The following is a 22682-nucleotide window of genomic DNA, read 5'->3' on the forward strand; positions in this document are numbered from 1 at the left end:
AGTCAGCGGGATCTCTGGGATCGGTCGTGTGACGGGGCGTCCGGTGCGGCCCGGTCAAAGGCGGCAAAGGCCGCCAAGGCGTCTTCTGCCGTCGCGCGTCGCGCCGCACGAGGGTATCGGCATTCGCAGCGGCAGCGGCAGCGGCAGCGGCATCGGCAGGGGCATCGGCGTCGGCAGGGGCAGCGCGGCGCCGTCGGAATGGCCGCGCTGAAGATTCCCCCTCCGGCCACCTTGGTTAGCTTGGTGTCGCTGGGTCAGTTGATTCCCGTTCACGGTGTTCGCGGGTGCGGTGGTCGCGCGCGTACGGAGTCCAGGGAGGCGGTGGCGATGCCATGCGGCGGTGGCGATGCCGCGGGTGGCGGGGGCGATGCCGCCTGCGGTGCCGGCGGTGGTGGCGCCCCCGTGCGCCGCTGACCGGCCGGGGCCCGCGCGCCGCTCGCGTCGCGCTCGCCGCGCTGGCCGTGCTTCCCCTCCTGCCTCTCCTCGGCGGATGCGCCGGCCTGGAGGGTCTGCGCAACGACGGGCGGGCCAGAGACGTCAGGGCCCCGCTCGCGCTGTGGCCGCAGTACACGCCCGCCCCGCTCGCCCGGGAGGACAACCCCGCGGCGGTCAAGCCGGTACCCGGTGTCCCGCGCATCCCCAGCGGCAGCATGGCGGACGCGGACGCACTGGCCGTCCTCGACGCGGACCTCACCGCGGAGGGCCGGCGTCCGCCTGCCCCGAAGACCGTACGCAGCCCTCGGTTCTACGACGTCACGCACGACGGCAGACCGGACCTGATCACGGTGATCGACCGCGACGCCCGCAACAGCGAGCTGCGGGTCTACAGCGCCCGGAACGGGGTGGTGACCCGGATCCTGGCGCTGCCCGCGGTGCTCGCCGGGGTGGAGCTGGCGGCCGGTCACCTCACCATCCGCGAGCCCACCAAGGACCCGCGCTATGTCTCCGTCACCGACGTCGTCTGGGACGGCGACTCGATGTCCCTGTGGGACCTCACCCTGGACGAGTCCCGCAAGCCGCCGACCGCGCACACCGGCGGCGGCAGCCCGTGAGGCGCCCGGCGGTCTCCCTCCGCTGGAAGATCGCGCTGACCGTGATGGCGGTGAGCTGCGCGGTCGCCGCGGCCCTCGGCGTCCTGGTGCACAACGCGGTGGCCCGCCAGACCGTCGGCCAGCTGCGCAAGGAGACCCGCGCCAACCTCGACACCGCCCTGGACGCCTTCGAGTACGGCACCTCGCACGAGGGCATCAACTCCCTCCTCGACCCCACGGAACTGCCCGACGAACTGAGGGAGTTGGTGCGCTCCGGCAACCGCGGCAGCATGGTCGGCACGTACCGGGGCCACCCCGTCATGTGGGCGGCGGCGCCCGCCGACAGCCAGGTCATGGCCGTCTGGTCGCCGTACGGGACCACCCGCAGCTCGCTGGAGACCCTGGACACCGCCATCCTCGGCTCGGCCGTGCTCGCCGCCACGGTCGTGGCCCTGGCCGGGCTCTTCCTCGCCCACCGCATCAGCCGACGGCTGACCACCACGGCGGCGGTGGCGCGCCGGATCACGGCCGGCGACCTGGACGCCCGGGTCGGCAGCGGTGCGGGTCAGGGGGCCGTCGGCGGCCCCGCGGGGCAGGACGAGGTGGCGGCGGTGGCGGCGGCCCTGGACTCGGTGGCCGGTTCGCTGCAGAGCCGGCTGCGGGCCGAGCAGCGCTTCACCGCCGATGTCGCCCATGAACTGCGGACGCCCCTCACGGGCATCCTCGCCTCGGCCGAGCTGCTCCCGGAGGGCCGCCCCAAGGAGATGATCAACGACCGGCTGCGGGCGCTGCACCGCCTCACCGAGGACCTGCTGGAGATCTCCCGGCTGGACTCCGGCACCGAGCACGCCGACCTCGCCGCCTACGAGCTGGGCCCGCTGGTCGAGCGCTCGGTGCGCGCCACCGGCCTCGACTCCGAGATGCGGATCCGCTCGGACACGGTCGTCGACACCGACCGGCGCCGCCTCGACCGCATCGTCGCCAACCTCGTCCTCAACGCACACCGGCACGGCCGGCCCCCGGTCCTCGTCACCGTCGACGCCCCGCCCGACGGCCCGCCGACCATCGAGGTGCGCGACCACGGGCCGGGCTACCCGGTCGAGCTGCTGCACGAGGGGCCGCAGCGCTTCCGCACCGACGCACCCGGGCGCGGCAAGGGCCACGGCCTGGGCCTGACCATCGCCGTCGGCCAGGCCGCCGTCCTCGGCATCGAGCTGCGGTTCTCCAATGCCCCGGACGGCGGCGCCCGGGCCGTCCTGCGACTGCCGCAGGGCGCTTCGGGCGCCCCCTGACCCAGGGGCTGTCCGCCGGGTCAGGGCTGGGCCCGCGGCGTCCGGCACGGCCCCCGCGCGTCCGCCGGCCCGCCTACCAGTCGATGTCGTCCGGCGGCTCGGGCAGCGCCTCGTCCTCCTCCGGCTCCGGTTCTGTCGCCGTAAGGCCGCCCCGGGCCGGCGCGGCGCCCGCCGCGACCGTCGCGGAGTCCGCCCGGCCTCCCCCTGCTTCGCCCGCTCCTGCCGCGTCCGCGCCGTCGCCGTCCCGCCCCGCCAGCACGTCCAGGATCTGCTGGCCGTACTTCGCGAGCTTGTTCTCGCCGACCCCGTTGACCGTGCCCAGCTCGGCGGCCGTCGTGGGCCGGGCGGTGGCGATCTCCCGGAGCGTCGCATCGTGGAAGATCACATACGCGGGTACGCCCTGCTCCTTGGCCGTACGGCCCCGCCAGCCGCGCAGCGCCTCGAAGAGCGGCAGCGCCTCCGGCGGCAGGTCCACCGGCGCCCGCTTGGCCTTCGCCTTGGCCTTGGCCGCCCGCGCGGCCTTCTCCGGCTCCCGGCGCATCGCCACCTCACGCTCACTGCGCAGCACCTCGCCGCTGGTGTCCGTGAGCACCAGCGTGCCGTAGTCGCCCTCGACGGCGAGCAGGCCCTGTGCCAGCAACTGCCGTACGACACCCCGCCATTCGGCCTCGCGGAGATCGGCCCCGATCCCGAAGACGCTCAGCGCGTCATGGTCGAACTGAATGACCTTGGCGGTCTTGCGGCCCATCAGGATGTCGATGATCTGCCCCGCCCCGAACTTCTGCCCGCGCTCCCGCTGGAGTCGGACGACCGTCGACAGCAGCTTCTGTGCGGGGACCGTGCCGTCCCAGGTCTGCGGCGGGGCCAGGCAGGTGTCGCAGTTGCCGCAGGCGGTGCTCTGCTGTCCGAAGTAGGCCAGCAGCCGCACCCGCCGGCACTCCACGGCCTCGCACAGCGCCAGCATCGCGTCGAGGTGGGCCGACAGCCGCCGGCGGTGCGCCTCGTCCCCCTCCGATCCGTCGATCAGCTTCCGCTGCTGCACCACGTCCTGCAGCCCATAGGCCAGCCAGGCCGTCGACGGCTGGCCGTCCCGCCCGGCGCGGCCGGTCTCCTGGTAGTAGCCCTCCACCGACTTCGGCAGGTCCAGATGCGCCACGAACCGCACATCCGGCTTGTCGATCCCCATCCCGAACGCGATCGTGGCCACCACGACCAGTCCGTCCTCCCGCAGGAAGCGGGCTTGGTTCGCGGCGCGCACACGGGCGTCGAGCCCGGCGTGATACGGCACCGCGTCGATGCCGTTGTCCACCAGGAACTGCGCGGTCTTCTCCACCGACGCACGCGACAGGCAGTACACGATCCCCGCATCGCCCGGGTGCTCGGTCCGCAGCAGCTCCAGCAGCTGCTTCTTCGGCTCGCTCTTCGGCGCGATCCGGTACTGGATGTTCGGCCGGTCGAAGCTCGCCACGAAGTGCCGGGCGTCCGCCATCCGCAGCCGTGACGTGATCTCGGTGTGGGTGGCCTCGGTCGCGGTGGCGGTCAGCGCGATCCGCGGCACCTCGGGCCAGCGCTCGTGCAGCATCGACAGCGCCAGATAGTCCGGCCGGAAGTCGTGGCCCCACTGCGCGACGCAGTGTGCCTCGTCGATCGCGAACAGCGAGATCTTCCCCCGGTCGAGCAGGCTCAGGGTCTGCTCCACCCGCAACCGCTCCGGCGCCAGATACAGCAGATCCAGCTCCCCGGCCAGGAACTCGGCCTCGACGAGCCGCCGCTCCTCCAGATCCTGTGTCGAATTGAGGAACCCGGCCCGCACACCGAGCGCCCGCAAGGCGTCGACCTGGTCCTGCATCAAGGCGATCAGCGGGGAGATCACGACCCCCACACCGCCTCTGACCAGCGAGGGAATCTGATAGCAGAGCGATTTGCCGCCACCGGTCGGCATCAGGACGACGGCGTCCCCGCCCCCTATGACGTGGTCGATGATCTCCTGCTGGCTGCCGCGGAACGCCTCATACCCGAACACCCGGCGCAGCACCTGCACCGCCTCGTTCGCCTCCGAAGCGCCTTCCACATCCATGTCCACGACCACTTCCACGTCCGCCAGAGCCATTCCAGAAGCCTACGAGGTTCCGCGGCCCCGCCGCCGGGCCTGTGGATAACTCCTGTCATGGACGGCGCCGGTCCGCGCCGGTCCGGTGGGCGCGCGGCCGCGCCCCGGCCCGCCTCGGCCGCTCCTCAGTCCCGCTCCTCAGTCCCGCTCGAAGGACAGCAGCGGCAGCGCGTGCAGCGCCACGGCGAGGTCGGCGCTCGCACGGGGATCCTTCAGGGAGCGCCCGGTCAGCTCCTCCAGCCTGTGCAGCCGGTAGCGCACGGTGTTGCGGTGGCAGTACAGCAGCTCCGCCGCGCCGGCCGTCGAGCCGGCGGCGGCGAACCAGCACTCCAGGGTCTGCAGCAGGCGGTCCCGCTCGACGGCCGGAAGCTCCAGTACGTCCTTGAAGACCGCCCGCGCGATCCGCCCGGCCTCCTCCGGGGCCGCGGCGACGAGCAGGGCGGCCGGGCTGTCGTCGAACCGCACGATGCCCGTCGGCCGCCGTCGGCCGCCCGCCAGCGCCAGCCGCGCCAGCCGCAGCGCTCTGGGGGTCTCCCGCAGGTCGCGGTACGCGGGGCTGACGCCCACCCGGGAGGCCGCGGACCGCCCCAGCACCCGCAGGGCGGCCTCCTCGGCCCCCGGATGGTGCACGGCGATCACACCGACCTGGAGGTCGGGCAGCAGACGCCAGGCCGACCGCAACTGCTCGGCCAGGAGGTGCGCCTCGATCCCGGGGACCGCCTCCCGGCCCGGGGCGGGCACCTCGGCCGCCACCACGAGGTACGGGCCGCCGGCCGGCAGGCCGAGCACGTCCGCGGTCTCCCACAGGGTCGTGCGGTCGGTGAGCATCCCGGTGAACAGCGCCTCGACCAGGGCGGAGCGTTCGCGCTCCCGCTGGAGCACCAGCTCGGACGCCTCCTCCCGGTAGGCGTCGCTGGCCGCCGCCGCGAGGCCCTCGTTCACCCACCACGCGGCCAGGGACACGATCGTGTCGGTGGTGACGCCCTCGGCGGAGCGGGCCTCGTCGGCCAGCTCGGACCACAGGAACTCCGACCCGACCCGGTAGGCGTGCAGCATCTCGGCCAACGGCTCTCCCTGGCGGGCCCGTTCGCGGCCGGTGTCCTGCGCGGTGGTCATGCCGGAGGTGTCGCAGCCGCCGATGAGGCTCTGGAAGACCAGCTCGGCGTTGCCGAGGCAGGACGCCCTCAACTCCTCGAAGGACACCCGCTCCTCACTGCTGTAGTACGTCACCTCGGCGCGGATACGGCGGGCCATCCGCACGCTCAGTTCCGGTGCGCGGCCCAGTAACGAGGCCGCTATGGGGGCGATTTCGGCGGGCGGGACCGGTACACGGGACATGAACCGCAGATTACAAAGACCGGCCCGCCGATGAACGGGGTTGTGCCCGGGGACAAGGGGGAGGGTGGTGCTGCTGTGCGCCGGCACATGGCCCGTGCGGCGGGCGGCCGCGACGATGTCGGAGACGTTACCGGCCGGTATCAGACCCGGCTTCCGTCTTGCTGCCTTCTCAGGGGGAACTGTGTTCAGAGCCGTCACGCACAGCACCGCGAACACCGACGCATCATCCAGCACCGCGAACACCGACGCATCATCCAGCACCTCGAACACCCGAGCACCACAGAGCACCACACGCACCAAGAAGTGGTCGTCCGCCCTGGCCGGTGCCGGGCTCCTGGCCGCCACCCTCACCACCGGCGTCTCGTCCGCCCACGCCGCGGACAACACCGGGACCGGCAAGTACGTGGCGCTCGGCGACTCCTACGCCGCCGGTGCCGGGGTCCTGTCGCAGTCCGCGGGCCTGTGCATGCGCTCCGACCACAACTACGGCCATCTCGTCGCCGCGGCGCTCGCCCCGTCCTCGTACGTGGACAAGACCTGCGCCGGAGCGAAGGTGAGCGCGCTCAGCACGCCCCAGAAGGACGCCGGGGTGCAGGTCAACGGCCCCCAGCTCGACGCCGTCACCGCGGACACCTCCCTGATCACGCTCACCATCACCGGCAACAACATCGGCCGCTCCGACTTCGGCTTCGGCGATGTCGCGGTCGTCTGCTCCGCCGTGTCCCTGACCAACCCCTTCGGCACTCCCTGCCGCGACCTGTACAACAACACCCTCAGCACCCGGCTGGACGAGGCGACCGCCCAGCTGGCCAAGGACCTCCAGACGATGCGCGCCAAGGCGCCGAAGGCCAGGGTGCTGATCGTCGGCTACCCGTCCGTGCTGCCCGACGACCCCACGAAGTGCCTGGGCCAGATGCCCGTCACGACCGGGGACCTGTCGTTCCTGCGCTCCGTGCTCGGCGAACTCAACGACAAGGTCGCCAAGACCGCCACCGCCGCGGGCGCCACCTACGTCGACACGCTCGGCCCGACCAAGGGGCATGACAGCTGCTCCGCGGACCGGTGGGTCGAGGGCCTGATCCCGACCAGGCCGGCCGTCCCGCTGCACCCCAACGCCACCGGCGAACGCGCCATGGCCGACGCGGTGCTGCACGCGCTCGGCCGCTGATCCGGCCGGGCGCCGGGTCCGTCCTGGTCGTGCTCACCGGCCGCCGGTGAGCACGACCCAGACCTGCCCCGGGGCGAAGTTCAGCGGCGCCCCGGACGGTGTGGTGAACTCCGTGCCGTCCCGTGCCGCGCCCCGGCGCCACCGGGCGTCGTACGCCCTGCCGTCGCGCAGCACCAGGGCGGAGCCGGACCCCACGGTCTGGGTGTACGGTGACACCGCGCCCCACCGGTCCCGGAACTCCGAGTCGCGGACGTTCACCCGCTGCACGACCACGGTCGAGGCGGCGAGTCGGCCGCCGTCCGTGGTGCGCGAGGCCACCCCGTCCATCGCCACCAGCCACTTCCTTCCGGCGGACGACCAGGTGAAGTCGTAACGGGCGGCCGGATACCGCACGGTGTACCCCGTTGCGCGCCGTCCGCCCTCAGGGGGTGGCCCGAACCGGAAGCCGATGTCCGCCGCCGCGGACGCCTTCGGCGCCTGGTCGAGGAGCCGTCCGGGCCGCAGGTAGAGGTTGTGCGGCGCGGCCCGCCCGCCGTCGCGGAAGTAGGCGCCCGGCGCCCTCCCCGGCGGCAGCGCGTACAGCGGCGCGGCCATGATCTGCGGATTCAGCCTCGACTGCGCCCCGGAGTAGGCGAGCGCGGGCCGGCCGAACTGCCCCAGCAGCTCTATGTCCGACGCCCGCGCACTGCGCACCGGCCCCAGCTTCGGGGGCAGCCGCGACGAGAGAACGGCGAGTATCCGGGTCTGCCCGGCCTCCACCTGCTCGACGTAGACGAGGTCCGCCGCTCCGAGGCCGGTGTGCGGCCGCGCCGGACCGACATTGTCGATCTTGACGGCGAGCACCGGCCCGGACCGCGCCGCGAGCCCCGTGAACGGTGAGACCACCCGTCCTCCGGGCCGCGCCGGACCCGCACCCTCCATGGAACCGGACCGCGTACACCCCGAGACACCGAGGGCCGCCACCGCCGAGACCAGTCCGGCCACCGCCGCCGTCCGGGCCGACAGCGGCCCGCGGCGCCCGCCCCGGAGGAACAGCCGCGGCCCGACGGGAAATCGAAGGTGCACTCTCGCTCGGTACACCCCTCCAGAATGTCACCACCGACCGACAATGCACCCGATCCACAGCACCCGACGCGAGCGAATGAGCCACATGGGGGCCGGCCGCGGTACGTCCTCCGCACGCACCGCGTCCGTGAGCCGCACGGCCGGCGCCGGCCCCGCGAGGCCGCTCACGTACGACCAGCGACGTAGGACGCGACCAGCGATGTAGGACGTAAGCCCGTTACGCGCCCGGATGCGCCGGTCATAGCCTCGGGCCATGGATACGACGAGCGGCACACTCGGCGAAGCCCTGCAGCGTCTGCACGCCTCCGGCCCCGAGTTCAACGGATTCCTGAGCAATCACGGCCCGATGGCCGTCGAGGCCATGGTCCGCAACGGCCAGGCCCGCACGGTGCACCGCTGGCTCGACACATACGAGAACAAGCTGGAGGGCGTGCCCGGCGCCCGCACCCGTATCACCGACGCCAACTGGCAGGAGGCGCTGGGCGATCCGGGCCGGGTCACCGACTGGACCGCGTACTTCACCGATCTGGTCGCCGAGCGGCCCTGGCGCGAGGTCCTCGCCGAGTGGTGGCCACGGCTGCTGCCCGGTATCGCCGGCGCCGCCACCCACCCCGTCATCCGTGTGGGCCATGCCGTGCGCAGTCTGCTGACGGAGGGCGAAGACGCCCCGCGGATCGCGGAGTTGGCGCACGCCCTCGGCTACTGGGCCGCCCGCCATCTGCTGCTGCCCGCCGCCGTGCGCCCCGCGGGCGGCGCCACCCCGGCCGAGGCGCTGGCCGCCGTCCCCCGCGTCGCCGAGCAGCAGGTGACGCCCGTACGGGGGTACGCCCAACTCCCCGAGACGCCAGGCTGGTTAGGCATCACCGAGTCGCTGCACATCCCCGACGACCCCGAGGCCGTACGCGCGGGCCTCACCGCACTCGTGCGGGCCGCCACCCTCAACTACGGCGACTACGGCCACGGGAACGGCATCATGCTCGTGCACGCCGCCACCGCGCCCAACGCGGTGCTGCGGACCCTGCCCGCGCTCCCCCGGGAGCTGTGGGCGAGCTCCTTCGCGGTGGCCTGGGCGGCGACGTCGGCGGTCACCGCCATCTACGCCGCCGACACCGCGCGCCCGGCTCCCGACGCCTCCTCGCTCACCCCGGAGGAGGTCTTCGAGCGGGCGGTCGCCAACGGCAACGAGCACGCGATCAAGTTCGCGGACACCGCACTGGACGTCGCGGCGGCCTCCGAGGACGGCGACACCCGCGCCCTGTCGGCGGCCCTGAACGCCGTCCGACTGATCGACGAGTGAGGCGGCGCCGACCTCCAGCAGTGCCACGTGGCCCGGGCGGGGGCCGAGCCACGCGCGGTGAGCGGAGCGAGCCGCCTTGAGCAGGTGAAGACAGGTGTCGGCAGCAGTCGGACACATCGAAGCCCGGAGCACGATGCCCCTCGATGCGAACTCCATGCAGCCGGGCCGCTGAGACCCTCCCGCCTGATCACCCGGCCCGTACGGGCCAACGGCGGTCACTGTAAGTAGTCACGGTTGGTGGGCCCTATGACGCGTGCATGGCAGGGCTGTGGTCACGCGAAAGGGCCAGTTCGAGAGGATCAAGCCTCCGAACTGGCCCTCAGTCATGTGCCCCCGGCAGGATTCGAACCTGCGACACCCGCTTTAGGAGAGCGGTGCTCTATCCCCTGAGCTACGGAGGCGGGGATCTGTCGGAAACGTACTGAAATCCTCCCTGCAGGGAGGATCCAGGCTGTTGGCTTACCGGCAGCTCTGAGGTGGGTCAGACGCCAAGGTCTGAGCCACCGCGAACAGTGTAGCGGGTGATGGTTCTGGGGTCGGCGGAGCTCGACAGGGCCAGCGGGCTCAGACGGTCAGGCCCGGAGACGGCGGTGGTGGCATCCGATGTGGACGAGCAGCGCGGCAGCCGGCCCATACGCGGGGGACGGTTTGTGGGGATAGGGCGGTCCGAATCGGGAATGCCGGGGTGACAGGTCCGGCTGCCGGACATCACGTATACGCCGGCGGGCGCTCGGCCACACCGGGCTCGGCATCCACGGGCCAGCGCTCCAGTGCAGCGCGCAGTTGCCCGATGTCCGGGCCGTCAGCCGCCCAGGCGATGTGGCCGTCCGGGCGGACCAGCAGGGTGCTCCGCAAGGGCCCGGCGGGGGCGGCGAGTTGCAGCCACCGTGTCTCCGGCACCGGGTGGCCCCGCGTGACCAGCACGAAACGGCCGGCGCGCAGCACCTCGTACAGCCGCTGCCCGTCAGCGAGCCGCAGGTCGGGTACCCGGCGGCCGGTGAGCCGGTGGCTGCCGCGCGGCGCCGGGTAGGAGATGCCGATGCCGGAGAGCAGGCGCTCCCCCTGCGCGGTGACCGAATTCAGCCGGGAGACCAAGGGCAGGGCCAGGCCGCGCAGTCGGCCCGTCAGGGCGCTGCGCGGGGCATTCAGCACGCCCCTGGTGATCGCCCCGGAGATCCGCAGCGCCTGCTTCCCTACGGGATAGCGCTCCTGCTCGTAGGAGTCGAGCAGCGGCTCTCCAGCCCGGCCCTGCACCACAGCGGCCAGCTTCCAGCCCAGGTTGGCGGCATCCTGCAATCCGGTGTTCATTCCCATGCCCCCCGCGGGCGAGTGCACATGCGCGGCGTCGCCGGCCAGCAGTACCCGGCCCTCGCGGTAGCGCACGGCCTGCCGTTCGTCGCTGTGGAAGCGTGAGACCCAGCGCGGGTTGTGCATCCCGTAGTCGGAGCCGAGTACCCGGCGCAGCAGTCCGGCCAATTCCTCCGCCGCGACCGGTGCGTCGTCGGGCCGGTCGTCCCCCGCGACCCGGCCGATCGCCCGATACCAGCCGTCACCGAAAGGCACCAAAGAGGCGAAGCCGTGCTCGTTGGAGTTGGTGGTGACCGCCTCGGCGGGCACGTCCTTGAGCTGGATGTCGGCCAGCATCACCGAACGCACCACCGACCGACCGGGAAATCCGATCCCGGTCAGCTGCCGCACTGTACTGCGCACCCCGTCGCACCCGACCACGTACGCGGCGCTGAAGCTGCCGCCGTCGGCGGTATCCACCTCGATGCCGCCGGGCCGTTGACGCAGCGCCACCACCTCGGCACCCCGTACGATCCGCACCCCGGCGGCGAGCGCACGCCGCTCCAGCAGCCCTTCCGTGTTGCTTTCCGGGGTGATCAGCACGAACGGGAAGCGAGTGCGCAGGCGGTGCAGGTGCAGTTCGATCTTGCCGAAGACCCCTACCACTGGTGCCTTCCTTCCGAGGGCGACCAGGTCGTCGGCGAGGCCGCGTGCGTCCAGCACTTCCAAGGTGCGGGCGTGTACCGCGAAGGCGCGGGTCAGGTTGGCGGCGGCGTGCTCGCGCCGCTCCAACAGGGTGACCCGCACGCCCGCGGTGGCCAGGTCCCCGGCCACCAGCAGGCCGGTGGGCCCCGCCCCCACCACCAGTACGTCTGCGGCCTCGCTCATGCGGACCTGTCCTTTCCTCGTTCCATCGAACCAACTGCCTTTTGGGTCACCGTCGTTGGCGCTCGCTTTGCGATCTGCGCCCGCGGTGGCTGTGGGCGGCTCGACCCGGCTACGCGGGCGTTGTGGCTTCCACCATGTGCTGGTAGGAATTCACCGGTTGCACATCCCGGACGACGAGGCCCGACTGCTCCACGAGCCCGAGCAATCCCTGTCGGGTGTGCTTCCTGCCGCCGACGGTCAGGAGCATCCGCAGATCCATCGCGGTACTGAACTTCCGCCCCGGGCCGTCGTCGACGAAGTTCTCCACGATGATCACCCTGGCGCCGGCGGGGGCCGCCTTCACCACGTTGCCCAGCACCACGGCGGCGTCCTCGTCGTTCATCCCCAGGATGTTCTTGAAGACATACGCATCGACGCCGGTCGGGACCTCCTTGCGGCAGTCGCCGGGCAGCAGCCGCACCCGCTCGGCGAGCGCCCCGCCGTCGCGCAGCCGGGGGTCGGCATGGGCCACTACGTCCGGCCGGTCGAACAGGATCCCCTGTACGCCGGGGTGGTGCTCAAGCAGCGAGGCCAGCAGGAAGCCCTGTCCACCGCCGATGTCGGCGACGGTCCGTGCACCGGACAGCGGAAGGACGCCGGCTACGGCCATGGCGGACTGCTTGCTCGCCTGGGTCATCGCGCGATCGAACACCGCCGCGGACTCCGGCCAGGCGGCGTGCAGATGCTCGAAGAACTCCTGGCCGTGCAGACCGACGAAGACATCCTTCCCGGTGCGAACCGCCTCGTCGAGACGGCCCCACAGCTCCCAGGTCCACGGTTCGGTCATCCACAGCACGAGGTGGCTGAGGCTGTCCGGACCGTCCGCACGCAGCAGCAGCGAGACATCCGTGTGGACGAACCGTCCCTCGGCGTCCTCGGCGAAGACCTCGTAGCCGGTGAGCGAGCGCAACAGACGCCGCAGCGCGTCCGGGTCGGCGCCGACCGCCACGGCGAGGTCCTGCGCCGTCGCAGGTGTGCCGCCGAGCGCGTCGGCGACGCCGAGTTTCACGGCGGCGCGCAGCGAGGCCGCGCAGCTGGTGCTCAGCGCGCGCTCCAGTAGCCCCAGCACATGCGGTTCGCTGGACGTTTCACTGATCATGGTGGAGAACCTCTTTCGTGGGGCCGGCTTTGACAGTGCCGGGAAAGTGCGCGTCCAGGGCCTGTCGGACCCCGTCGCGCCAGGACCTTTCGCAGCCGCCGGCGATGCTCCTGCGGCGGGTGTCGTCGAACGCGACGACGGCACGCGTGACGTCGCTCGCCACGAAGTCGACCGGCACCCCGGTGAGCTCCGAGACGTGGACCATCAGGTCCTGTACGCCGACGGTCTCGTCTCCTCCCCAGTTCACAACGGTCGCGGGCGTCCTCGCCGCGGCCCACAGCCGTGGCACGTGCCGTGAGATGTCGTCGGTGTGGATCGGGGAGCAGTAGTGCTGTCCCGCGCGGGGCACCGCGATCGGCTTACCGGCGAGCATCAGCCGGTGGAAGATGACCGGCAGCCCACCGTGCCCGTGCGGCCCATAGGCGACATTCAGGCGTGCGATGGTGGTGGGCAGGCCGAGCGTCACGGCGAGCGCTCGCACAGCGCCCTCCGTGGCCAGCTTGCCGACCGGGTACGTCGGCAGCCATACCGACTCGGTGCCCAGCGGGTCGGCCTCGGTGTGCCGGTGGTCCAGTGCCCGGGGTGCGTAGACCGCGCTGGTGGAGACGAACAGAAAGGCCGCGGCGGTGCTGCAGTGGGTCATCAGGCGGCCGGTGGCGATGGAGTTCACGGCCACCACCTCCTCGAAGTTCCCCTCGCCGCGCTCGACCGCCGCGTGCAGCACATGGGTGAAGTCGTCGGGGACCCCGTCGAGTCCGTCCCTTGCCATGTCCCAGCGCCAGGTCCGTATCCCCCGGTTCTGGAGCCCACGCGCCACCTCCGGGTCCGAGAAGCGCCCGAGGCACCACACCTCGTTGTGCTCCGCGAGCGACTCGGCCACAGGGCGCGCCACCAGACCGGTCGCCCCGGTTATCAGGATCTTCTTCCCGGCCAGCATCTGAGTGTTCCGCCTTCCCTAGTTCCTGCCCGGCGCGGTCCGGCTTCCCGTGGAAGACGGTTCGGACAGCGCCCGGTCGAGCTCCGCCCGCAGGATCGACTGGAACGCGGCCACGTGCTTCGGGCCCATGAGGGTGTAGTGCTCGCCGGGCACATCGATGTACCGGGGCGCCTCGCGGCTGAAGTCTTCCCAGCGTTTGAGCTGGTTGTTCAGCCAGTCGTGCTTGCTGCCGCGCAGCGGTACGGCGTAGAAGACGCTCATCCCGGCGACACTGCCGGAGGGCTGGTAGGTCCGGCCGAGGCCGGTAAGGCCGTTGGCGAGGTCCGCCCACGCGGTGAACCGCTCCACATCCAGGTCGAGGTCGGCGAGCCGGTCCGGTGGCGCGATGTCGATCAGGTGGCCGAGCTGCTCCTGCTTGCTCAGCGGGCGCAACTCCGCGGCCAGCGTCATCGCCTGCCGCTGGGGAATCAGATCCAGGAACATCGCCAGGTTGACCGCGGTCTCGACGAAGTCGAGTTCGTCCATGCGGTACTTGATGTGCGGGGGCAGGTTGAAGCTGCCCAGGAAGTCCACGCGCTCGCCCTGCGCCTCCAGCAGCTTGGCCACCTCGAAGGCCACAGCCGCGCCGAAGGAGTACCCGGCGATCGCGTAGGGACCGTGGGGCTGCCTGGACCGGATCGCGTCCACGTACGTGCGCGCCATCTCGGCAAAGCTCTCGAACGGCTTCTCGCCCGGGTTGAACCCGCGCGCCCGCAGGGCGTAGAAGGGCCGCTCGTGGACGAAGTACTTGGCCAGGTTCACAAAGACGAGCACCTCGCCCACCCCGGGGTGGATGCAGAAGAGCGGCGTCTTGTCGCCGCTCGTCTGCAGCGCGACGATCGGATCGTACGGGGCGGGCTCCGCGCCCCGGCCCGTCTCGATCAGTGCGGCCAACTCACGGATACTGGGTGAGCCGAGGATCGCGAGTACCGGAAGCTCCGTGCCGGGGAAGCGCTGGGAGACCAGGCGCTTGAGACGCAGGATGTCCAGCGATGTCCCGCCGAGGTCGAAGAAACTGGCAGTGGCACTGATAGCGGACGGTTCCGTCTCGAAGAGCTCACCGTACAGTTCCGCGAGAAGCTCTTCGGCCGCGCCCGCAGGGGCGACGTAGCCGCCGAGTTGGCGGGTCACCAGTCCCTGGACCGACTCCAGGTGCGCGGCGTAGTCACCGGACTCCAGGCGGCGTCGCATCAGCGATCGCTGGATCTTTCCCAGACTCGTCTTCGGAAAGGCGTCCTTGGGGAGCGGCAGCAGCAGCGCCGGACGGAACCCCCAGTGCAGTACGACACTGTTTCTGAGGGCGATGAGCAGGCGGTGGAGGGCTGCCTCGCCGTCGACCACATCGGAGTCGACCGCGAACGCGACCGCGAGTTGCTCGGTGTCGCCGCCCTGCGAACGCGTCGGGAACGCGGCGAGGAAGGACTTCTCCACGCCTTCGAGGTCGTCGAGCGCCGACTCCAGGTCGTGGCTGTAGTAGTTGACGCCGTTGACGATGATGCTGTCCTTGGTCCGGCCCACGAGTGTCAGCCGCCCCCCGGCGAGCCGGCCGAGGTCACCGGTTCGGAACCAGCCGTCCGCCGTGAACGCCGCCTCGGTCGCCTCCTGGTTGTTCCAGTACCCACGAGTGATCATCGGGCCGGTGAGCTGCACCTCGCCGACTTCGCCGGCGGCGAGGGGCGTGTCGTCGTCCTCTGCCGCGACCCTGATCCGGAGCCCGTCGACCGGCCGCCCGACCGCTGCGAACTCGGCTCCGTGGTCGGCGTCGGGGAACTCCCGGTTGTAGATGCTGCCGGCGCAGGTCTCGGTCATCCCGAAGGCGGGCCAGAGGGCCCCGCGGTGCAGCCCGTACGGAGCCAGCCGGGCGAGGAAGCCGGTGCCGGTGGCGACCGGATTCGCCTCCCCGCCGGAAACGATGTGCCGCAGGCAGGACAGATCCAGGTGCGGGGGAGAAGGCAGCTGATCGAGGGCCTCGTTGATCAGCCCCAACAGGAAGTTGGGGGTGAACGTCATCGTCACCCGGTGGGCATCGATCAGCTCAAGGAAGTGCACCGGGTGGGCCAGGACCGACTCCGGTGACGCCTGCACCTGTACAGCCCCGACGGAAAGCGGAAGCAGGTGCGCTTCGAGCAGGGCGGCGACGTGGTCGTACGAGATCCAGTTGAGTGTCACATCATCCGCGGTGAGCGACTGCATCTCGGCCTTCGCGGCCATGGAGGCCAGAAGGTTGCCGTGAGTGAGCCGCACCGCCTTGGAAGCGCCGGTGGAACCGGAGGTGAGCACCAGCAGCGCTACGTCGTCCGGGCCGGCAGTGGATACCGCGACAGTGCGCGCGTCCGTGCCGGCCGCGGCCAGGTCAAGCTCCTCGACCGTGGCGACGGCCAGACCCTGGACAGCGGGAAGCTCTTTGTGCGTTCGGCTGTCGGTGACCACGAGCGGACCGTCGAGCAGCGTATTGACGTGGCTCAACTGCGCCGCCCAACGCTGCGGGTCGTTACGGACCGGTACCAGCGGGCAGGCGGGTATCCCCCCGAGCAGGCACGCCCAGAAGGCCGGGAGGAAATCCTCCGGCCGTTCGAGCAACAGCGCCACGACCTGCCCCGGACGAACCCCTGCCGCCCGCAGGGAACTCAGCATTCTGAGCGAGTCGTCGAGGAGTTGCGGATATGTTCGCAGCGTGTGGTCGAGGGACCGCTCTCCCGATGAGTACCGGACCCCGTGGTCCGGGAACCGTGCCGCGGCTCTCACCAGGAGCCCGCCCAGGTCGGCACTTCCCTCTCCATCGACCGCAGCGGCTTGACCGCCCGGTACGTCCTGGCTCGTCGTCATGGTGTCTCTCCGTTGAGTGTCCGGCCGGAGGTCCCTCCCGGACCGGAATGGCGGCAATACGCATGGCCCCGGAGGGACCGTGGAGGTTCGCTCCGGGGCCGTCGGTGCCGGGCCGCGGCCCGGCACCACTGCGGAGATCAGACCTTGCCCATCAGCTCACTGTCGGCCTGGGAGCCGGTGGCCGAAGCGGCTACGGTGCTGCTCCTGCCCTGGGTCTTGCGGCGCTCGCGCAGCAGCAGCGCCACGATCGGCAGGGTCACGGCGAACATCACGGTCAGTACCCACAGCACCTCGTGCAGGGCGCCGGTGTAGGCGGCGTTCGCCACCTCGGCGAAACCCTGACGCGCCGACGCGGGGTGCACGCTGTCGAGGGCCTTGGCCATGTCGCCCTGGTTGAGGAGGTTGGCGACCTCACCGGGCTTGTCCGCGTACGGACTGTCATAGGACTTCAGGCCGTCGCCCAGGCCGCTGCCCGTGAAGCTGACGAGCAGCGAGGTGACCACCGCGATCGACGCGGCCTCACCGGCCAGGCGCATGGTGTTGAACATGCCCGCGGCCATGCCTGCGCGCTCCGCCGGGACGCTGCTGACCGCGGCCCCGTCCAGCAGGCCGAAGGAGATGCCGGTCGCGATGCCGATCAGCAGCATCGGGCCGAGAATCGTCCAGTTGGAGACGCCCGGCTCGATGACGGTCAGCCAGGCCGCGCCGGCCCCCATGAGGGCGACGGTGGCGACGAGCTGAACCTTCGCCGGAATCCAGCGGGTGAGAGTGCCGGCGATCATCGGGAAGACCAGGGTCGCGCCGGTGAGCATGATCAGCGTGACGCCGGCCTGCTGCGCGCTGAGCCCGAAGACCGTCGAGAAGTACGTGGGGAGGGCGACCAGGAGCGGGGTGAAGCCGAAGACGATCACGATGGCCGTCACGCACAGCGCCAGGAACTGGGGCTTGGCCAGCAGGCTCAAGTCGAACATCGGGTGCTCCTGGCGGAGCTCGACGACCACGAACGCGATCAGCAGCACGATGGTGCCGAGGAAGGAGCCCAGCACCAGCGGGCTCACCCAGCCCGTCTGGGGCCCCTCGACCAAGCCGTAGATGAGCAGCAGCAGTGCACCGGTGAAGGTGACGGTGCCGGCCTTGTCGACGCGGCCGCCTGCGGGATTCCGGGATTCGGGCAGCAGCGGGGACAGCGCGACGACCACGAAGGCGATGACGGCCGGGACCAGGAAGATGGCCCGCCAGCTGAACGTGTCGATCAGCAGACCGGCGACCGTCGGACCAAGGGCGAGGCCGATGCCGGTGGTGGTGCCGAAGACGCCGAATGCGCGGGCCCGTGCCGGGCCTTCGAATGCCTGGGCGATCAGCGCGCTGCCGCTGGGGAGTGCCGCGGCCGCGCCGAGGCCGGAGACCGCGCGCGCGATGTCCAGGACGACGATGTCGCCGGCCAGCGCCGAGACCAGGGCGCCGGCGGCGTACAGCGCGACGCCGGACAGGAACACCTTGCGCCGACCCACCAGGTCCGCGAGCGAGCCCGCGGCGAGGATGAAGCAGCCGAAGACGAGGTTGTAGCCGTTGATGGCCCACTGAAGGGAGGCCAGATCGGCACGGAGGCCGGCACCGATGTCCGGGAGCGCCACTGAGGTGCCCGTCATGGACAGGGGAAGCAGCAGGGCGGCCAGGCATACGGTCAACAGGACCAGCGCCGGCCGCTTCTTGGGCACGTGCGGTAAGGCTGACGGGGTTGAGGACATGGTGAGTACTGCCTCCGAGATGGTGTGGGGTGGGTGTCCGAACTCCGCGCCGCCGTTCCCCGTTGGCCCCTGGGGTGGGCCCGGCGGCGCGGATAGGTCAGTGAGGTCAGACGGTGACGAAGGTGTCCGGGTGCGGGCCCAGGCGGTTGTCGGTGTTCAGTCCGTCCAGGACGGCCATGTCCTCGGCGTCGAGCGCGAAGTCGAAGATGTCGAGGTTGGCCTTGATGCGGGCCGGAGTGACCGACTTGGGGATGGCCACGTTGCCGAGCTGGACGTGCCAGCGCAGCACGATCTGTCCGGTGGACTTGCCGTGCTTGTCCGCCAGTGCGGCCACCGCCGGGTCGTTCAGGACGGTGCCGCCCTGGGCCAGCGGGCTCCACGCCTCGGTGACGATGCCGTGCTCGGCGTGGAACTCCCGCAGCTCGCGCTGGGAGAAGCTGGGGTGCAGCTCGATCTGGTTGACGGCCGGCACGGTAGCGGTCTCGTCCATCAGTCGGCGAAGGTCCTGAATGCGGAAGTTGGACACACCGATGGCGCGGACGCGGCCGTCCGCGTGCAGCTTCTCCAGGGCCCTCCAGGTGGGCACGAAAAGGTCACGGGTGGGGACCGGCCAGTGGATCATGTACATGTCGATGTACTCAAGTCCCAGCCGGGACAGGCTGTCCTCGAACGCGACCAGCGCTTCGTCGTAGCCCTGGTGGTCGTTCCACAGCTTCGTGGTGACGAAGACGTCCTCACGCGGCAGCTCGGACGCGGCGATGGCGCGTCCGACTTCGGCCTCGTTCTGGTATCCCCAGGCCGTGTCAATGCTGCGGTACCCGACCCGCAGGGCTTCCGCGATGGCCGTCTCGTCCGGGACCTGCCACACGCCGAAGCCCAGCTGGGGGAGCTGTACGCCGTTGTTCAGGGTGATGGAGGGGATCTGCGTCATCGTTTCCTCTGGGTATGTCGTTGGGGGACTGATGGAGTTGTCACAGGGAAGCCGCGTGTTCCAGGCCCGGCAGCCGGCTCCAGCCGTGGATGCGGGCGTGTTCGGCCAGGACGTCGTCGTCGCCCACGACGGTGGCGCTTCCGGTGGTGCGCAGCAGGCCCAGGTCGGAGGCGTGGTCGCCGTACGCGTGGCTCGCTGCCAGATCCAGACCGGCCCGCGCGGCGAGGGACTGGACGGCCCCGGCCTTCGCGGGGCCGATCATCGGCTGCTCGATCTCGCCGGTGAGCAGGCCGTTTTCGACGAGGGGCCGGGAGCACAGCACGGTGTCGGCGCCGATGTGACGGGCGATCGGGTCCATGCACGCAAAGAAGGAGCCGGATACCAGGACGGTGCGGTCCCCTTGGGCCGCGTGGCGGCGGAAGGCGTCCAGGGCGGGCTGGTGAAAGAGCCGTCCCGCCCCTTGGCGTGCCTGGAACCACCGTTCTCCCTGCGCCTTCAGGTCGGCCTCGCGGATTCCGGCGTAGAGCCGGTAGTAGCCGCGGTTGATCTCCTCGCGGGGCGCGCCTTCCTGTGCCCGCCGCCGCAGATCGGCCATGCGCGCGTCGTACGTGCCGGCGCGCGCCCCCTCCGCGTCGTAGTGGAAGGCCAGGAAGTCGAACATGCTCTTGACGGTGATCAGGGTCTCGTCGACATCGAAGAAGGCGGCCCTGGACGTGGGACGGGACATGAGGCGAGTGCTCCTTGCGAAGGGGTGCGGCCGAGGCGGACAGCGACGAACTAGGCGTGAGCCTCCGCCAGTTCTGCGCGCCGGGCGTCGAGCAGCTTCTCGACGGTGCTGGCCGCCAGCCGAGCTTCCTTGCGCGAGATCCGCTCATGCTCGTAGGCGGTGAACTCCACGTGGCACAGGGCCGCGCGCTGTCCGGCCTGGGAGACCGTGATCTCCACGTCGAAGAAGAGCGCTTCGGGGTCGTCGGCCTTCGCGTTGACGATCTGGTAGTCGATCACGGCGTCCAGCGGGAACAGGAAGTTCTCGTACTGGGAGTTCAACTTCCTGATGACGTGGTAGTACTCGCGCTCCGGCCAGGCCGAGGTGTAGTAGAGCTCGGTGACGGCGAGGAACATCTGTCGGCACGCCTCGGTGATCACCATGCCCTGCACGTGCTGGCCCGTCGTGTGGTCCAGGATCAGCTCGTTGCTGTTGTCCAGGCGCAGGTCCGCGCGGTACGACAGGCCGTCGATCTGCCGGACGTCCGAGAGCAGGACGTTCTCCTCGCGGTGCTTGTGCGCCTCGCCACGCAGCGCTAATCGCGGCGAGTGGTTGGGCGTCGATAAACGGTGTCCCGCGTGGTGACGTCCGATCTCCCGCTCGATGTTGCTCCAGTCGAAGTCGCCGACACCCTGACCGTTGAGCAGTTCGACCTTGCCCCCCGGAACGCTGTACCGGCCGGCGCGCAGGTCGGCGATCAGCTGACTCGGCGTGCACACACTGTCGTTGGCGGTCAGAGCCGAGAACCTCTCGCCGACCACGTAGAGCAGTCTGGTGTCGGTCGTCGCGGACGTCATTGGTAACTCCCCCTTGAAGCGTGCCGGCTGCAGACCGGCAGGACTTTCCCTGACCGCACCAGGTCATCGCCCGGTCCGATCAGAGGTCAGGACTGTATCAGGGCACTAATTCCACATGCACCCCTGACACGTATAGCCAACCTCACACCCCCCATCGTGGAGATGTCAGGAAGCTGACGCGCATTCAGCGAGATTTTCGAGGGTCGGCGAAGGGGGGAGCGGGTGAGAGTTGACATCGTCGTACACTGTCTTGTATCAGTGTTCTTATATTCCGGCCAAGCGATGAGGAGCGAGCCGTGATACAGCGATCCCTGGGGGCCGATGGGCCCGAGGTGGGCGCCGTCGGCCTGGGCTGCATGGGCATGAGCTGGGTCTACAGCTCCTCCGGACAGAGCGAGCGGGAGTCGGTGCGCGCCATCCGCCGCGCCGTCGATCTCGGCATCACGCTGCTCGACACCTCGGATCTCTACGGGCCCTTCACCAACGAGGAGTTGCTCGGTCGGGCCCTCGGCGGTCTGCGCGAACGGGTCACGCTCGCCACCAAGGGTGGGCTGAGGGCGAGGCCGGACTCCCGTCAGGACGCGCCGAGCATCTATCCCGACGGCCGGCCCGAGCACCTGCGCAGCGCGATCGAGGGGTCGCTGCGCAGGCTGGGCACCGACTGCGTGGACCTCTACTACCTGCATCGCGTCGACCCTGACGTCCCCCTGACGGAGAGCTGGGGAGCTCTGGCCGAGCTGCAGCGGGAGGGGAAGGTGCGCCGGCTGGGCCTGTCCGAGGTGTCACTGGACCAGTTGCGGCAAGCTCACGCCATCGCGCCGGTCGCGGCTGTGCAGTCCGAGCTGTCCCTGTGGTCGCGCGACCCGCTGGCGGAGATCGTGCCGTGGTGCCGGGACAACGGCGCCGCCTTCGTGCCCTTCTCCCCGCTCGGGCGGGGATTCCTGGCGGGCCGCTTCGACGCTGGAAGGCGCCCGGACTCCGGGGATTTCAGGTCCGCGATGCCGCGGTTCCAGGATGAGGCGCTGCGGCAGAACCTGCGCATCGCCGAGGGCGTGCGTGCGGTCGCCCAGCGGCTTCGCGCGACACCGGCGCAGGTGGCGCTGGCGTGGACGATGGCGCAGGGGGAGCATGTCGTGCCGATTCCCGGGAGCACGCGCGTGGAGCACATCGAGCAGAACGCGGCCGCGGCGGATCTTGCGCTCGACGCCGAGGGCCGGGAGGAGCTGGATTCGCTGCCCGTAGCGGTCGGGGAACGCTACTGACGTCCGCGGTCCGTGGATTCAGGGTGCTGATACAGTCCTGTGTCCTACAACACAAGCAGCTGTCGGGGGGTACAGAAGGGAAGGTAAGCGGTGGTCATCGAGAACACCCGGCACTCGGAGCACTTCAGCGGTCGTACGGGGCATGTGATCAAGCGAGCCGAACAGGTCCTGATCGCCGAGAAGAGCCGTGCGCTGCGCACGGTGGGCCTGACCGTTCCGCAATATGTCACCCTGCTCGTGCTGCAACGTAACTCAGGGCTCTCCGGAGCCCAGTTGGCGCGGGAGTGCATGGTCACTCCCCAGACGATGACCACGGTCCTGAACAACCTTGAGTCCAAGGGGTTGATCAGCCGGACGGTGTCGCAGGTGCACCAGAAGGTTCTCGTGTCGGCTCTGACCCGTTCGGGTCGGGCGTTGCTGAAGAAGGCCGACAAGCTTGCGTGTTCGGTCGAGGAGCGCATCAACAGCGTGTTCACGAACGAGGAGTTGGACCAGCTCCACGAGTACTTGGAGCGGGCGATCGGCGCACTCCAGGCAGAGTGATGCGCTGGGGCGAGTCAGGTCTTCAGAGGCCGGTCGACGAGCCGGCAACACCGGGGTGCACGGCAGGGGCTGTGCGGGACGACGTCACCGTCCCGCACAGCCCCTTTGTGATGGGCGGGTGGACCCGGTTCGGGTATCGAGGGTTGCCGACCTGGCAAGAACAGGTCAATCCCACTGTCAGAATCTTTACGCTGATCAACTTCGTGGGTTGATACACAT

At 70.6% G+C, this 22682-nt stretch carries 17 protein-coding genes and 1 tRNA gene; 6 read left to right on the top strand and 12 right to left on the bottom strand.

What is annotated here, in order from left to right; translation table 11 throughout:
• Nucleotides 1-461: 461 nt before the first annotated feature.
• Nucleotides 462-1052: a hypothetical protein gene (locus tag ACZ4NB_RS06705; protein ID WP_467658802.1), complete on the top strand. Its 591-nt coding sequence runs from the start codon at nt 462-464 to the stop codon at nt 1050-1052.
• Nucleotides 1049-2323, top strand: a complete 1275-nt coding sequence (locus ACZ4NB_RS06710) for a sensor histidine kinase (protein WP_467658804.1) — start codon at nt 1049-1051, stop codon at nt 2321-2323. Before ACZ4NB_RS06705 ends, ACZ4NB_RS06710 begins: the two co-directional genes overlap by 4 nt.
• 73 nt (nt 2324-2396) lie before the next feature.
• On the opposite strand, the gene recQ is transcribed toward ACZ4NB_RS06710, so the two are convergent.
• Both recQ and ACZ4NB_RS06720 read right to left on the bottom strand, forming a co-directional pair.
• The gene (gene recQ, locus ACZ4NB_RS06715) at nt 2397-4433 is read right to left on the bottom strand and encodes a DNA helicase RecQ (protein WP_467658806.1); all 2037 of its coding nucleotides are present in this window, start codon (nt 4431-4433) and stop codon (nt 2397-2399) included.
• 138 nt (nt 4434-4571) lie between these two features.
• Nucleotides 4572-5771, bottom strand: coding sequence for a PucR family transcriptional regulator (locus tag ACZ4NB_RS06720; protein WP_467658808.1), 1200 nt, complete (start codon nt 5769-5771; stop codon nt 4572-4574).
• 181 nt (nt 5772-5952) lie between these two features.
• Between ACZ4NB_RS06720 and ACZ4NB_RS06725 the strand changes: the two genes are divergently transcribed.
• Nucleotides 5953-6939, top strand: a complete 987-nt coding sequence (locus ACZ4NB_RS06725) for an SGNH/GDSL hydrolase family protein (protein ID WP_467658810.1) — start codon at nt 5953-5955, stop codon at nt 6937-6939.
• 33 nt (nt 6940-6972) lie between these two features.
• Here the strand turns inward: ACZ4NB_RS06725 and ACZ4NB_RS06730 are convergent, their stop codons facing one another.
• Nucleotides 6973-7824: a DUF3048 domain-containing protein gene (locus ACZ4NB_RS06730; RefSeq protein WP_467658812.1), complete on the bottom strand. Its 852-nt coding sequence runs from the start codon at nt 7822-7824 to the stop codon at nt 6973-6975.
• 433 nt (nt 7825-8257) lie between these two features.
• Between ACZ4NB_RS06730 and ACZ4NB_RS06735 the strand changes: the two genes are divergently transcribed.
• Nucleotides 8258-9301: a questin oxidase family protein gene (locus tag ACZ4NB_RS06735; RefSeq protein WP_467658814.1), complete on the top strand. Its 1044-nt coding sequence runs from the start codon at nt 8258-8260 to the stop codon at nt 9299-9301.
• A 328-nt stretch (nt 9302-9629) separates the two neighbouring features.
• On the opposite strand, the gene ACZ4NB_RS06740 is transcribed toward ACZ4NB_RS06735, so the two are convergent.
• The 9 genes from ACZ4NB_RS06740 to ACZ4NB_RS06780 form a co-directional block, all read right to left on the bottom strand.
• Nucleotides 9630-9702, bottom strand: a tRNA-Arg gene (locus tag ACZ4NB_RS06740).
• 307 nt (nt 9703-10009) lie between these two features.
• Nucleotides 10010-11476 carry an FAD-dependent oxidoreductase gene (locus ACZ4NB_RS06745; RefSeq protein ID WP_467658816.1) on the bottom strand — a complete coding sequence of 489 codons (1467 nt, stop codon included), beginning with the start codon at nt 11474-11476 and terminating at the stop codon, nt 10010-10012.
• Between the two features lie 109 nt (nt 11477-11585).
• A complete protein-coding gene (locus tag ACZ4NB_RS06750) occupies nt 11586-12614 on the bottom strand; it encodes a methyltransferase (RefSeq protein ID WP_467658818.1) in 1029 nt (342 codons plus the stop codon).
• On the bottom strand, nt 12604-13551 hold the full coding sequence (locus tag ACZ4NB_RS06755; RefSeq protein ID WP_467658820.1) for an NAD-dependent epimerase/dehydratase family protein: 948 nt from the start codon (nt 13549-13551) through the stop codon (nt 12604-12606). Before ACZ4NB_RS06755 ends, ACZ4NB_RS06750 begins: the two co-directional genes overlap by 11 nt.
• 18 nt (nt 13552-13569) lie before the next feature.
• A complete protein-coding gene (locus tag ACZ4NB_RS06760; RefSeq protein WP_467658822.1) occupies nt 13570-16416 on the bottom strand; it encodes an AMP-binding protein in 2847 nt (948 codons plus the stop codon).
• A 137-nt stretch (nt 16417-16553) separates the two neighbouring features.
• Complete coding sequence (locus ACZ4NB_RS06765; protein ID WP_467658824.1) at nt 16554-18134, bottom strand: MFS transporter; 1581 nt, start codon at nt 18132-18134, stop codon at nt 16554-16556.
• Nucleotides 18135-18270: 136 nt separating this feature from the next.
• Nucleotides 18271-19095, bottom strand: coding sequence for an aldo/keto reductase (locus ACZ4NB_RS06770; protein ID WP_467658826.1), 825 nt, complete (start codon nt 19093-19095; stop codon nt 18271-18273).
• 40 nt (nt 19096-19135) lie between these two features.
• Nucleotides 19136-19822: an HAD family hydrolase gene (locus ACZ4NB_RS06775; protein WP_467658828.1), complete on the bottom strand. Its 687-nt coding sequence runs from the start codon at nt 19820-19822 to the stop codon at nt 19136-19138.
• A gap of 50 nt (nt 19823-19872) precedes the next feature.
• Entirely contained in the window at nt 19873-20658 is a 786-nt protein-coding gene (locus ACZ4NB_RS06780) for an AfsA-related hotdog domain-containing protein (RefSeq protein WP_467658830.1), read from the bottom strand.
• A 296-nt stretch (nt 20659-20954) separates the two neighbouring features.
• Here ACZ4NB_RS06780 and ACZ4NB_RS06785 point away from each other — a divergent pair, with 296 nt between their 5' ends.
• Both ACZ4NB_RS06785 and ACZ4NB_RS06790 read left to right on the top strand, forming a co-directional pair.
• Nucleotides 20955-21920 carry an aldo/keto reductase gene (locus ACZ4NB_RS06785; RefSeq protein ID WP_467658832.1) on the top strand — a complete coding sequence of 322 codons (966 nt, stop codon included), beginning with the start codon at nt 20955-20957 and terminating at the stop codon, nt 21918-21920.
• Nucleotides 21921-22010: 90 nt separating this feature from the next.
• Nucleotides 22011-22463, top strand: coding sequence for a MarR family winged helix-turn-helix transcriptional regulator (locus tag ACZ4NB_RS06790; protein ID WP_467658834.1), 453 nt, complete (start codon nt 22011-22013; stop codon nt 22461-22463).
• The last annotated feature ends 219 nt before the right edge of the window (nt 22464-22682 follow it).

This window comes from Streptomyces sp. NPDC026575, assembly GCF_055567415.1.

Excerpts from the sequence above, each read along its gene's own strand:
- recQ (WP_467658806.1), bottom strand. The coding sequence starts at position 4,433 with ATGGCTCTGGCGGACGTGGAAGTGGTCGTGGACATGGATGTGGAAGGC.
- ACZ4NB_RS06735 (WP_467658814.1), top strand. The coding sequence starts at position 8,258 with ATGGATACGACGAGCGGCACACTCGGCGAAGCCCTGCAGCGTCTGCAC.
- ACZ4NB_RS06720 (WP_467658808.1), bottom strand. The coding sequence starts at position 5,771 with ATGTCCCGTGTACCGGTCCCGCCCGCCGAAATCGCCCCCATAGCGGCC.
- ACZ4NB_RS06755 (WP_467658820.1), bottom strand. The coding sequence starts at position 13,551 with ATGCTGGCCGGGAAGAAGATCCTGATAACCGGGGCGACCGGTCTGGTG.
- ACZ4NB_RS06775 (WP_467658828.1), bottom strand. The coding sequence starts at position 19,822 with ATGTCCCGTCCCACGTCCAGGGCCGCCTTCTTCGATGTCGACGAGACC.
- ACZ4NB_RS06760 (WP_467658822.1), bottom strand. The coding sequence starts at position 16,416 with ATGACGACGAGCCAGGACGTACCGGGCGGTCAAGCCGCTGCGGTCGAT.
- ACZ4NB_RS06745 (WP_467658816.1), bottom strand. The coding sequence starts at position 11,476 with ATGAGCGAGGCCGCAGACGTACTGGTGGTGGGGGCGGGGCCCACCGGC.
- ACZ4NB_RS06780 (WP_467658830.1), bottom strand. The coding sequence starts at position 20,658 with ATGACGTCCGCGACGACCGACACCAGACTGCTCTACGTGGTCGGCGAG.
- ACZ4NB_RS06770 (WP_467658826.1), bottom strand. The coding sequence starts at position 19,095 with ATGACGCAGATCCCCTCCATCACCCTGAACAACGGCGTACAGCTCCCC.
- ACZ4NB_RS06750 (WP_467658818.1), bottom strand. The coding sequence starts at position 12,614 with ATGATCAGTGAAACGTCCAGCGAACCGCATGTGCTGGGGCTACTGGAG.